Origin of the sequence: Sphingomonas hankookensis, from assembly GCF_001619955.1 — a bacterium.
GTDB lineage: Bacteria > Pseudomonadota > Alphaproteobacteria > Sphingomonadales > Sphingomonadaceae > Sphingomonas > Sphingomonas hankookensis_A.
The window spans coordinates 58083-70313 of record NZ_LQQO01000023.1 but is presented as its reverse complement, the minus strand read 5'-3'; the positions used below and the strand labels follow the sequence as shown (position 1 = coordinate 70313).

At 62.8% G+C, this 12231-nt stretch carries 11 protein-coding genes; all 11 read left to right on the top strand.

What is annotated here, in order from left to right:
• Nucleotides 1-528, top strand: a 528-nt coding sequence (locus AVT10_RS11155; RefSeq protein WP_066691111.1) for an integrase core domain-containing protein, incomplete at its 5' end; no start/stop codon positions are given.
• A 274-nt stretch (nucleotides 529-802) separates the two neighbouring features.
• The gene (locus tag AVT10_RS11150) at nucleotides 803-2032 is read left to right on the top strand and encodes a sugar transferase (protein WP_198158564.1); all 1230 of its coding nucleotides are present in this window, start codon (nucleotides 803-805) and stop codon (nucleotides 2030-2032) included.
• Between the two features lie 37 nt (nucleotides 2033-2069).
• Nucleotides 2070-2846: a GNAT family N-acetyltransferase gene (locus AVT10_RS11145; protein WP_066691106.1), complete on the top strand. Its 777-nt coding sequence runs from the start codon at nucleotides 2070-2072 to the stop codon at nucleotides 2844-2846.
• Between the two features lie 49 nt (nucleotides 2847-2895).
• Nucleotides 2896-3957 carry a DegT/DnrJ/EryC1/StrS family aminotransferase gene (locus tag AVT10_RS11140; protein ID WP_198158563.1) on the top strand — a complete coding sequence of 354 codons (1062 nt, stop codon included), beginning with the start codon at nucleotides 2896-2898 and terminating at the stop codon, nucleotides 3955-3957.
• 3 nt (nucleotides 3958-3960) lie between these two features.
• On the top strand, nucleotides 3961-5073 hold the full coding sequence (locus tag AVT10_RS11135; protein ID WP_084401611.1) for a DegT/DnrJ/EryC1/StrS family aminotransferase: 1113 nt from the start codon (nucleotides 3961-3963) through the stop codon (nucleotides 5071-5073).
• A gap of 97 nt (nucleotides 5074-5170) precedes the next feature.
• Nucleotides 5171-6181: a polysaccharide biosynthesis protein gene (locus AVT10_RS11130; RefSeq protein WP_066691091.1), complete on the top strand. Its 1011-nt coding sequence runs from the start codon at nucleotides 5171-5173 to the stop codon at nucleotides 6179-6181.
• A gap of 50 nt (nucleotides 6182-6231) precedes the next feature.
• Nucleotides 6232-7734 carry a lipopolysaccharide biosynthesis protein gene (locus AVT10_RS11125; protein ID WP_066691084.1) on the top strand — a complete coding sequence of 501 codons (1503 nt, stop codon included), beginning with the start codon at nucleotides 6232-6234 and terminating at the stop codon, nucleotides 7732-7734.
• Nucleotides 7735-7751: 17 nt separating this feature from the next.
• The gene (locus tag AVT10_RS11120; protein WP_066691082.1) at nucleotides 7752-8921 is read left to right on the top strand and encodes a glycosyltransferase family 2 protein; all 1170 of its coding nucleotides are present in this window, start codon (nucleotides 7752-7754) and stop codon (nucleotides 8919-8921) included.
• A 69-nt stretch (nucleotides 8922-8990) separates the two neighbouring features.
• Entirely contained in the window at nucleotides 8991-10100 is a 1110-nt protein-coding gene (locus tag AVT10_RS11115; RefSeq protein ID WP_198158562.1) for a glycosyltransferase family 4 protein, read from the top strand.
• Nucleotides 10097-11401, top strand: coding sequence for a hypothetical protein (locus tag AVT10_RS11110; protein ID WP_157092754.1), 1305 nt, complete (start codon nucleotides 10097-10099; stop codon nucleotides 11399-11401). Before AVT10_RS11115 ends, AVT10_RS11110 begins: the two co-directional genes overlap by 4 nt.
• Nucleotides 11401-12222 (top strand): glycosyltransferase family 2 protein, encoded by an 822-nt coding sequence (locus AVT10_RS11105; protein ID WP_198158561.1) that lies wholly within the window; start codon nucleotides 11401-11403, stop codon nucleotides 12220-12222. Before AVT10_RS11110 ends, AVT10_RS11105 begins: the two co-directional genes overlap by 1 nt.
• Nucleotides 12223-12231: the final 9 nt, after the last annotated feature.

Genomic DNA, 12231 nt, shown 5'->3' with positions numbered 1-12231 from the left:
CTCCAAGCGGTCCAGAAAACCGGCAGCAGGTCAGACCGCACGAGCAAGTTCGCGGTCACCCAACTGGTCGACAAGGCTGACAGGCGCACAGCGTGGGAGTTCCTCGAACACCTGCTGAAAGCCGTGCCGTACCGCATCCACACTATCCTGACCGACAATGGTATCCAGTTCGCCGAGCAGCCCCGCAACCGCAACACAGCCTGGTCGCGCCAGATGCGCTTCGACATGATCTGCGAAGCAAACGACATCGAGCACCGGCTCACGAAGCCGAACCACCCGTGGACCAACGGCCAAGTCGAGCGGATGAACCGCACCATCAAGGAGGCGACCGTCAAACGCTTCCACTACGAAAGCCACGACCAGCTGCGCACGCACCTCACCGACTTCATGGCCGCCTACAACTTTGCACGCCGGCTCAAGACGCTCAGCGGCCTCACACCCTACGAATACATCGCCAAGATCTGGACGTCAGAGCCAGACCGGTTCATCGTCGACCCGATCCACCAGATGCCGGGACTGAACACCTAGATTGCCGGCGGGCTGTGTGGGGCGGAACAATGTCCGTTTCCAACCGCGCGGAAGTGGCCCGACCGAACCGATCCGGCCCGATAGCTTGTCAATTGGATAGCTATTTGCTAGGCCGCGCGGCGCTTCCAGCTTGGGTTTTATGAAAGTATAATGCCAAGCCAAGTTGGTAGAAATATATGTTCCGCTTGTCGGTAAGCTCCGACCGCAAGGCAAAAGAGCGCTTAATCCAATGACGTATCTAAGTGTTCGAGGGGCTGCCACGGGATGGCTGCGCTTGCGGCATCAGGTGGCAGGCGGCTTCATTGTGACGCTATTGCCATTCATATTGCTGCTTTCCTGGAGCGATACTGCGACCACAAGCTTCAACGTCGTAATCGCGACATGGCTTTACAGCGTGGTTGCGATGCTGGTCGGCATCATGCTGCTGAGAAGCGTCAGCCAGTATCCCGGAGTGGAAGCGAGTGCTTATGTGTTGCCTTCCTTCGGCATATCCTATGGCTTGATGCTGATGGCGCTGATTTTTGTGCGCCTTTCTTATAGCAGAATACTGCTCCTAATCAGCTTCATGTCGATCATCGTCTGGTTCATTGCTGTGCATGTCATTGTGGTGCGGCGGCGGTCCCTGGAGATCGGTATCGTGCCGGGTGGCGACTGCGAAGCGCTGCTCCTGCCGCTGACGGGGGTGCGCTGGACGGTTCTCGACGACCCTGAGCAGGATATCTCCGGCCTTCACGCGATCACCGCCGACCTGCGGGTGGACCTGCCTTCGGAATGGGATCGCAAGCTCGCCGACTATGCCCTGCAAGGGATGCCGGTATATCATGGCAAGCACCTCGCCGAGTCCATCACCGGGATGGTCCAGCTTGAGCATATCTCGGAGAACAGCTTCGGGACACTTTCGCCGGTGTCGGCCTTCATGACGGCGAAGCATATCGGCGACTGGATCGCTGCGGCATGTGCGCTGGTGCTGTTGTTCCCGGCGCTGGTCTTGATCGCGATCCTGATCCGGCTCGATTCCTCCGGTTCGCCGATCTTCCGTCAGATCCGGATCGGGTATCGCGGGGTGCCGTTCACCGTGTACAAATTCCGGACCATGGTGTCGGGCGAACGCGCTGGCGGTGCGCTTGATGCGGCGAAGACCAAGTCCGCCGATGCGCGCATCACCCGGATCGGGCGTTTCCTGCGCAAGAGCCGGATCGACGAGCTGCCGCAGATACTGAACATCCTCAAGGGCGAGATGAGTTGGATTGGACCGCGTCCCGAGGCTCGGGTGCTGTCCGAATGGTATGAGGGGGAAATTCCCTTTTACCGCTACCGTCATATCGTCCGCCCCGGCCTGACCGGATGGGCGCAGGTCAATCAGGGGCATGTCGCCGAGGTCGAGGACGTCCGCGAGAAACTGTATTTCGACTTCTACTACATCAAGAACTTTTCCCCGTGGATCGACTGCCTGATCGTCGCCAAGACGGCGCAGACGATGCTCACCGGGTTCGGTGCGAAGTGAAGGGTCCCGTCCGTGCAAGGCTGCGTACGGTGTGCGGATGACGGCGGTTTCGATCCATCCCGGCATACCGGACGACGCACGCGCGCTGATATGGGAAAGTTTCTTTCGGGAACCCGGGCGCGGCGTGACGTTCGAACGCCACCTGCCATGGCATGCCGGCCCCTCGGTCCGTACGATAACGGTGCGCGAAGCGGATGATCTGGTCGCGGCCGCCGTCCTCCGGCCGGCACCGCAACCGGGCGTGGCCATGATCGGCTATGTCTGTGTGGCAGCGGCGCTGCGCGGACGGGGATATGGCCGGGTATTGATGGCGGCCGTCGGCATGGCGGCGGACGAGCAGTCGTATAAAGCGATTCTGCTCTGGACGAGCAAGCCGGCGGTATATGCCGCCCATGGCTATGACGTCATAGAACGGGACCGGTTCGTCCGCGTGATGCAACGCGCAGCGTCTAATGGCGACGTACCCGGCTTCCGGCAGGAACCATGGCCGGGCTCGTCGGCGATCGCGGGACTGCCTGCGTTCGCGACCTCCGCGACGCGCTACTGGAACGATGGTGCAGAGGCGATCGTGGCAACGGGTCCGAAGGGGGCGACGCTCGTGTCGTGGGACGGAAAACCCTTGGACGTCGCGGCGTTGGCAGGGGCGGCGGGCCATATGCGCTGGTCGACAAATCTTTCCCCCGACGATCCTTTCCTCCGATCGCTGCCGGCAGATCGCTTCGACATATCTATTGATGACGGCGCTTTCACGATGGCACGCCGGTTCGATCTCGGCTTCGTGCCGGCCCATGTCGCCGTACTCGACCGCATTTGAAAGGCTTGCGCTGATGTCCGCTCCCATGTTGCCGATCGTCAAGGTTCGCATGCCCGAACGCACGGACCTGATGCCCGTGCTCGAAGACGTGCTATATGGCGGGATGCTGGCCGAAGGCGAGCAGGTATATGCCTTCGAGCGACGCTTTGCCGCGCAGTTCGGTTTGCGCGACGTGCTCGGGTTCAGCAGCGGGACCGGCGCGCTCCATGTGGCGCTGCTGTCGTGCGGCGTGGAGCCGGGTGACGAGGTTGTCACGACGTCGATGACCGCCGAACCGACCAACACCACCATTATCCAGGTGGGCGCCGTTCCCGTGTTCGCCGACGTCGACCCCGCGAACGGCAATCTGGATCCCGGTGCGGTCGATGCGACGATCACCGAACGGACCCGGGCGATCGTCGTGGTCCATTATGCCGGCTATCCGGCTCCGCTCACGGCGCTGCGCGAGATCGCTGACCGACGCGGGGTGGCGCTGATCGAGGATTGCGCGCACGCCCTCGGTGCGCGCGACGGCGGCGTACCGGTCGGCACGGTCGGCGATGCCGCCATATTCTCGTTCCAGGCGATCAAGCACATGACGACCGTGGACGGCGGCGCATTGGTGCTGCGCGATCCCTCGCGCCTGCGCGACGCGCGCAAGCTGCGCTGGTTCGGCATGGAAAAGGGCGTGCCGCGGACCGAGGTCGACATCGCCCGGGCGGGCTACAAGTACAACATGACCAATGTCGCCGCGACCATCGGTCTGTCCCAGTTGGACAGCATCGATGCCGCGATCGCCCGGCATATCGACAACGGCCGGTTCTTCGACCGTGAGCTTGCCGGTATCCCCGGACTTTCCGTGGCATCGGTGGCACCCGGTGCCGAACCGAGTTACTGGATCTACACCCTGCTTTCGGACGATTCAGACAATGTCGAGCGTCGTCTGGCGGAAATCGGCGTGGCGGCATCGAAACTGCATCGCCCCAACCATTTCCACTCGGTCTTCGCGCCCTACCGCACGCCATTGCCCGGGCTGGATGCCTTCTATCGGCGGCTCGTCCACATCCCGTGCGGATGGTGGGTCGGCGATGCCGATCGCGAGCGGATCGTCACCGCGTTGCGGAAGGGCTGAGGCGTGACCGTAGCTCTGTTCGACTGCCGGGTTTCACCGGCCGCCCGGGAAGCGCTCGATCCCGTGTGGCAAACCGGCGCATTGGCCGCGGGACCGGCGGTGCCCGAGCTGGAGCGGCGACTGGCGCAACTACTCGACGGGCGGTCCGTCGCCGCGATGAGCGACATGACGCAGGCGCTGGCCATGGCGTTGCGTCTGGTCGGTGTGGGACCGGGGGACGAAGTCGCGACCCTTGCCCTGAACTGCATGTCGTCGAACAGCGCCATCGCCATGCTGGGGGCGACGCCGGTCTGGGTGGACGTCAATCCGGCCACCGTCACCGTCGACCTGGACGACTTGAAGGCCGTCATCGGCCCCCGGACACGCGCCGTGGCGATCTACCATGTGGCCGGTCGGGTCGCGAACCTCCAAGCGCTGCGCCGTCTGTGCGACGAGGCCGGGCTGCCGTTGATCGAGGACGCGAACAACGCCCTGGGTGCAACGTGGCGCGGCCGCCCGGCCGGAACCTTCGGAACCAGCGCTGTATTTTCCTTTTACGCCAACAGGCAGCTGAACGGTATCGAGGGCGCCGCCCTCGCCTGCGATCCCGATGCGGCCGCGCGTGTCCGGACGTTGCGGCGGTTCGGCATCGACGTGGCGCGTTTCCGTACACCCGACGGCGAGATCGATCCTGCGCTCGACGTTCCGGAAATCGGCGTTCCGGCGTCGCTTCCCAACGTGAATGCGACGCTGGCGCTTCGTGCCATGGACGATCTGTCAGAGCGCCTGGCCCACAACCGCGCCAATGCCGCCCGTCTTCGCGACGCCTTGCACAACGTACCCGACCTGCGCTTCGTCGAGGAACTGGACGGCGCATCCGGTGCGCACTGGGTGGCGCTGGTTCGCAGTCCACGACGAAATGACTGGATGCCTGCGCTCAAGGCGAAAGGCATTCAATGTTCCCGCCTGCACCAGCGCAACGACCGGTACACGGGGTTCGGTGCGACCGCGCGGCACCTTCCCGGAACGGACGTGCTGGAACGCGAGATGTTCGCGTTGCCGGTGGGGTGGTGGCTTTCCGAAAGCGATCTAACGCAGATCGTGCATGTGGTGCGAACAGTCGCTAAGGAGCGGTAAAGCACCGGTCAAATCATACGGCCAGACCCTTCGCATCCACGCGATGGCGGTCTGGCGCCGAAGCCCGACAGGGCATGGCGGACAAAGGGAAGTAAAGATGCTTGATGGCAAGACGTTGATGATTACCGGGGGGACCGGTTCGTTCGGAACGACCGTGCTGGGTCGTTTTATCGAAACTGGCGTACGTCAGATCATCGTCTTCTCGCGCGATGAGAAGAAGCAGGAAGATCTGCGCATCGCCTTGAAAAGTTCCAAGGTCCGGTTCGTGATCGGCGATACGCGCGATCCGCAGTCGATTGATTCGGCGATGCGGGGCGTGGACTATGTCTTCCATGCGGCCGCGCTGAAGCAGGTCCCGTCGTGCGAATTCTATCCGATGGAAGCGGTTCGCACGAACGTCCAGGGGACCGATAACGTCATTCGTGCCGCTATTCGCAACGGCGTGCGCCGCGTCGTTCTGTTGAGCACGGACAAGGCGGTATATCCGATCAACGCGATGGGCATCTCGAAGGCGATGGCCGAAAAGGTGCTGGTCGCGCATGCGCGTGGCATGGATGCTGACGGGCCGGTGCTTTGTGCCACCCGCTACGGCAACGTCATGGCGTCGCGCGGGTCGGTCATTCCGTTGTTCATCGAACGGATCAAGGCCGGGCAGCCGATGATGATTACCGACCCGGAAATGACCCGGTTCATGATGTCGCTGGAAGATTCGGTGGATCTGGTGCTGCATGCCTTCCAGAACGGAACGCAGGGCGACATCTTCGTCCAGAAGGCACCGGCCTGCACCATTGAGACGCTGTCGATCGCGCTCAGCGAATTGTTCGGGGCCCCGCTCAACACCGGTATCCTCGGGACCCGTCATGGGGAAAAGCTGTACGAAACGCTCGTATCGCGGGAAGAAATGGCCAAGGCCGAGGATATGGGCCGCTATTGGCGCGTGCCGGCCGACAACCGCGATCTGAACTACGAACTGTTCATTTCGGAAGGGTCGCAGGCCTTGAACCAGATCGACGACTATACCTCGCACAACACGCATCGTCTCGACGTGGAAGAAACCAAGCAGCTGCTGCTGACGCTGCCGTACGTTCAGTCGGCGCTGCGCGGCTAAGGATCGGCGGACGCGGGCGCCGTTCGCCCGCGTCCGCCCGGACCCATCACATGAACAAGCTTGCGAACCGGCTCCGACTGAGCGGACTGCTCGATCTCGCGTCGTTGTTCGCGGGTCGCATCGGCGGCATTCTCGTCACGCTGCTCTTCATTCCGCGCTACGACCGGCTGCTGGGCGCCGACGTGTTCGGCGCGGTCTCGGTCGTTCTTTCACTCCAGGCATTCTTTCTGGTGTCCGATCTGGGGCTGGCGACGCTGGTCAGTCGCGACACGGCGATCGCGCGCGACGATCCTGTCGCGATGACGCCGGCGGTGCTGACCCGCCGACGTGCGGAATGGATGCTGGCCGGCATCGCCGTGGCGATCGCATGCGTGGGGGTGCCGATGCCGCTGATCGCGGGCGCCGCGGCGCCATGGTCGTTCGCAACCGGCGGGAATGTGGCGATGGTCGCCGTGCTCGCGGCGACGCTGGTTGCGATCAATATCGCCCAGCTCTGCCTGAATGCCGTCGGTCGATATCATCAGAGCGCGGGATCGGGGTTTCTCGGAGCGTTCGTTCGCGGGGCGGCGACCGTGGCCGGCTTGACCGCCGTACCCAGCCTAGCCAGCTTTCTGGTGGTGCAAGTCGTCGTCGCCCTTGCTCATTTCCTCGTCGTACGGCGGATGGTGGAGCGCGCCTGCGGGAACGTGCCGCATCTCCCGGGGCTGCTGGATCGGACCGCGCTGATGGCGCTGCTGCGGCGTTGCGTTCCGCTGACGCTCTACACACTGGCCGCCGCCGCGGCGGTCAACCTCGACAAGTCGATCGTCAGCGCGTTCGTGTCGCTTGAGACGGCGGGACGCTATTTTCTCGCGACGACCTATGCGATGGTGCCGGTGGCGGTGCTGTCGGGCCCGTTGAACAGCTATTTCGCGCCCAAGATCATGCATGCGGTACATGCCGGCGATGTCGCCGCCGAACGCCGCATCGCCACCACCTTCCAGACGATCCTGATATGCGCCGTCGTGGGTCCGTCGCTGGGTCTGGGGGTTCAGATGGAATGGTGGCTGCCGCTCTGGCTGCCGAACGCCTCGGGCATCACTGCGGTGATGGAGGTCGCTCCCATTCTCCTTGCCGGCGGGGCGCTTTCGGCGACCGGCTATTATTTCACGACGTATCTGATCGCGGTCGGTGACAACGCCTATCTCGCCAAGCTGTCGGTGGCGTGCGGCATCGCGGTGCTGGGCGCCGCCTTGTTCTTCGCTTCGCGCCAAGACATGCGGGCGTTCGCAACCGCCTATTTCGCCTTCTATGCCGCGGGATTTGTCGGGCTGGCGGTACGCAGCGCGGCGCTCAAGGGCGCGGGTGCGCTCGGTACGTTCCTGCTACGCGCCTATGTCGTGCCGCTGGTCCTGGTCGCGGGCGGCTATGCCGTTGGTCACATGATGGTCGGTCCGGCGGCTCCCCTGCCCCTGTTCCTGCTGGTACCCATGTTGTCCGCAGGCCTGGGCGGTGCCGCCGCGCTCGCACTGCTATCGTTCGTCCCGGCGCGTGCCGGCCTACTCTCCCGTTGAAAGGAAGCGCCGTGCCGTTGATCACGATCGTCATGCCATCGCACAACCGGCAGCGATATGCTGCGATCGCGGTCCGCAAGATCGTCGGGATATTGCCCGATGCACAGATCGTCGTGAGCGACACCAGCGCCGAGGAGGGGCTGGAAGCCATGCTGCCCCCTGCGACCGGCACCGGCTCGGTTGAATATCTGCGTCCCAACCGCCCAATGGACGTTGTAACCCATTTCGAATTCGCGCTGGAACATGCACGGGGGCGCTACGTGATGTTCTTGGGGGACGATGATTGTATCGGTCCCGGGCTGGAAGATATTGCTCGCTGGGCAGAATGCAATGATATTGATGCGGTACTGAGCTATGGGGCGCGGTTCATCGCCAACTATTTCTGGCCGGGCATCCAGTCGAGATACTATGGAAGCGGCTATGAAAGCCGGTTGTTCGTACATCCCTTCACCGGTAAGGCCCGCCGTCTCGACCCGCCGGCTGCACTGCGCGAGGTATTGCGCGATCCCGGACGAGGGTTGGGATCGATGCCGCGTATCTATCACGGTCTGGTATCGCGTGCCCTGATCGAAAAGGTACGGGAGCGATTTGGTGCGCTGTTCGGAGGGCTCAGCCCCGATATCTACAGCGCCACGCTCATAAGCGAGATGGCACGCAACGCGTGGCAGGTCGACTATCCGTTCTCCATTCCTGGCGGCTCCCCGGCCAGTACCGCAGGAAGCTATGCGGCGCGGAACGACGATCGGTCACTCGCAAAGCATCCGCATACCGCAGCCTTTGCCGGCTTGCGTTGGGATCCTTTGATTCCAGCCTATTACGCACCACATATCATGTGGTCCTATTCCCTGAAGAAGGCAGCGGACCGACTTGGTCTATCGGAAGGGGCGATCAATCTCGCCCGAATCTACGCGCTTTCGATGATGCAGCACCGGGATCAGATAGGTGTCGTGAATACATCCGCAGCGCATGCACGACGAAATGGTCTGCGTGCGGGTCCAGGAGCGATGCTTTGGGAAGCTGCAAGGGAAATGATGTTCCAGATGGGCCGCTATGGTCGTCGACTCCGTTCGCCAAAGGCCGGTGGAGAGGCACTTTCCTTCGAAAATCTGCCCGACATCGGTGCCGCGTACGACCAGCTTGAGCGCTATATTGTCGAACGTGACATTTGTCTTGAGCTGCCATCGTAATGGTAGAACTATGGGTAGCCAGTCGATCGCTTGGTGTTACAGGAACCGGACGATCCTATGGCCTGCATGATGGAAAGTCCTGAAGCCATGCTGTTCTCGCATGACATCTTCGCAGCCCAGGTCACCGGGGGCGTGTCGCGATGCATGATCGAACTCATGCGCGCGCTTGATGGCGTTGGCTATCGTCCGTGGCAGAGTTTTACGGGGACGAACGACAACGCATTGCTGGCGGAAGAGCGCAAGGCGGACTGGTTCGATCGCCATGTCGTCGGTCATGCTTCGCGGGGGGGCAGGCGGTCGGCGCTGGGAACGCTGGCTAACGAAAGGCAGTTGCGCCGGATCGTGTCGGGCAGCGGCACTCGCGTCGTGCACCGAACCTATCATCCGATCGTCGACCTTCTCCCTTCCCGCACCACGGTGGTGGAGACAGTGCACGATCTGTGGGACATGGTCGCGCGTGACGAAGCCGGACCACGCGCGACACTGCGCCGCAGGATGAAGCGCAAGGCCCTCGAACGCGCCGACAGCATCATATGCGTGTCGCAATCGACGTTGAACTATCTGGGCGACACCTTGCCGACCTTGGTGTCACGCGCCGTGGTCATTCCGCACGGGACACGCAGAATATCGGATCGTCCGGTCGCGATCGATCGTCCGCGGCCGTTTTTCCTGTTTGTCGGGAAGCGCGATCGCTACAAGAATTTCTCGATCCTGATCCCTGCCTTGCGCGGACTGCCGCAGGACGCGGACCTGATCTGTTTCGGCGGGGGGGCGTTCTCCAACGAGGAACAGGAGGCGCTGGCACAGGCGGGCCTGTCGGATCGCGTCCGGCAACTGGGCGGCAACGACGATGTGCTGGCAGGATATTATGAGGCGGCATGCGCGCTGCTCTATCCATCCAAGCACGAAGGATTCGGGTTGCCCCTGCTCGAAGCGATGATGCATGGCTGCCCGGTCGTGGCGGCACCCCTGACCTCGCTGCCCGAAGTCGGCGGTACCGCCGCATTATACGCCGATGCCGACGATGCCGATGCATGGACCGACCATATGCGTGCGTTGATGGAGGACGGTGACATGCGCACCCGGATGATCGCGGCCGGCCATGTGCGGGGCGAACGCTTCTCGTGGGTCGGCACGGCGCAACGGCACGTCGCGTTGTACGAGGATCTGGCGTCGTGATGCGATCGCCCGCACAGGACGCGCTGCGGGACCCGATCGTGCCTGCAGCGCCGGACATGACCGAAAGAGGCGGCGCGACATCGGGGTTCGCGATGTTCGCCATCCTCGCCCTTTTGCTGTTCCTGCCGCCGATACCGCGGTTCCTGCTGGGCGCATCGTCGCTGACCGTGGGATTGATCGTCGCCTTCGTGCTGATCGTCGCCATGGGAATCGTCGGTATCTATCGACTGGACCGGGACATGCGGTGGCAGCGCGTCCTGCCGCCGCTGGCTGTCACGCTGTTCGTCGTAACGCTGCACAGTGCGGTGGCGAGCCTATGGTTTTCCAGCTCGGTCAGTCGCGGGGCCGGCTCGCTCGCCGTGACCCTGGTCATGATCGTCATCGCCTATCTGAGCAGCCAGTTGCTGGATCGTGGCGACCGAAAGGCGTTCACCAAGGTCGTGAACACGATGTCGGCTCTGTTCATCGTCATTGCCGCTTTGTCCGTTATCGGCCTGCAACCACCCGCTTCGGTTACGTTCAACAAGCCGGCGTTTCCCTTCACCGAACCGTCCCACCTTGCCTTGGCGTTTGCTCCCTTCCTCATCTATCAATGCGTGCGTTCGGCGGTTCCGGTCAAAGTCGCGTGGCTCGTCGGCACTCTGGCGACAGCCTATGTCCTCCAGAACCTGTCGCTCGTGATCGTCGTCGGGATCGCTGCGGCATGTTCGCTCTCCGGCTATCTACTGGTTGCCGGGTTTGCGACGCTCGTCGCGGTGATCGCGAACCTCAACATCGAGTATTTCACCGATCGGTTGGATTTCGGAGCCCAGACCACGAACCTCTCCACCCTCGTGTATATTCAAGGGCTGGAACTCATCGATGCAGGCTGGCAGGCGACCTCGGGATGGGGCATCGGCTTCCAGCAACTGGGTATCGCACCCATCAACGTGCCGACGTCGGACCTGATCTATCGTCTGTCCCACGACGATGCCAATCTGCGTGACGGCGGGTTTCTGGCCGCCAAGCTGATCGCCGAATTCGGCTTTGTCGGCGTGGCCTTGACGATCTGCGCCATAGTCTTCGCCCTTCGGGCCGGTGTCGTGCTCCGCTGGATCGGTGCAAGGGCGGCCACGATCGATCCGGTAAGGATATTTGCCTTGTCATCAATGGCATCGTTCATGGTCGAATTGTTCGTACGAAGCGTCGGCTATTACAGCGGAACGGTGATCTTGCTGATAAGCGCGCTGTTTCTTGCCATGAAGGGCGGATATTATACGCGCGGTTACGCGCATCCGACGACATATATGGGTACTGAATGATGCGAATATCGGTTGTCACGGTCTGCTTCAATGCGGCGGCCACGATCGGCGACACCCTGGCGTCCGTTGCAGCCCAGCATGGTGTCGAGGTCGAGCATATCATCATCGACGGCGGCTCGCGCGATGCCACCATGGATGTGGTTCGACGCTATCCCCATGTCGCAGTAGCGATCAGCGAACCCGATCGCGGTGCCTATGACGCGATGAACAAGGGGCTGGCCCGAGCGACGGGCGATTATGTCGGTTTCCTCAATGCGGACGACTTCTTGTGCGAACCCGACGCACTCGCTGCAATCGCCGCCGCCGCCGGGGCGATACAGGCCGATGCGGTCATCGCCGGCGTGACGATGGTGGATGGCGAGACACCCGACAAGGTGCAGCGCTATTACGGCATTCGCAACTACCGGCCCTGGATGCTGGGTTTCGGCCATATGCCACCCCATCCCACCTTCTATGCCCGGACGACGCTGCTTGGCGAGGCGGGCGGCTTCGACGACCGGTTCCGGATCGCGGGCGATTTCGATCTCATCCTGCGCCTGTTCCGAAAGGGTCCGCTGCGTCTGGCACGGGTGGATCGTGCGCTCGTCGGCTTCCGTCACGGTGGATTGAGCACCGACGGGCTGCGAGCCAAGGCGACGCTGAACGCCGAGATCGAACGCGCGTTGCGCGCCGCCGGCCTGCGCGGCGTGAAGCTGCGGGCGATGCTGCGTTATCTGCTGAAACTGCCCCAGTTCCTGATGCGCCCCGCCAAATTCGCCGGGCGTGCCGCCTTTGCCTCACAGGTGGTTTCCGCGCCGCAGGACCGGGCGACACCGTGCTGACAAGTCGCC

Excerpts from the sequence above, each read along its gene's own strand:
- AVT10_RS11145 (WP_066691106.1), top strand. The coding sequence starts at position 2,070 with ATGACGGCGGTTTCGATCCATCCCGGCATACCGGACGACGCACGCGCG.
- AVT10_RS11140 (WP_198158563.1), top strand. The coding sequence starts at position 2,896 with ATGCCCGAACGCACGGACCTGATGCCCGTGCTCGAAGACGTGCTATAT.
- AVT10_RS11130 (WP_066691091.1), top strand. The coding sequence starts at position 5,171 with ATGCTTGATGGCAAGACGTTGATGATTACCGGGGGGACCGGTTCGTTC.
- AVT10_RS11125 (WP_066691084.1), top strand. The coding sequence starts at position 6,232 with ATGAACAAGCTTGCGAACCGGCTCCGACTGAGCGGACTGCTCGATCTC.
- AVT10_RS11115 (WP_198158562.1), top strand. The coding sequence starts at position 8,991 with ATGGAAAGTCCTGAAGCCATGCTGTTCTCGCATGACATCTTCGCAGCC.
- AVT10_RS11105 (WP_198158561.1), top strand. The coding sequence starts at position 11,401 with ATGCGAATATCGGTTGTCACGGTCTGCTTCAATGCGGCGGCCACGATC.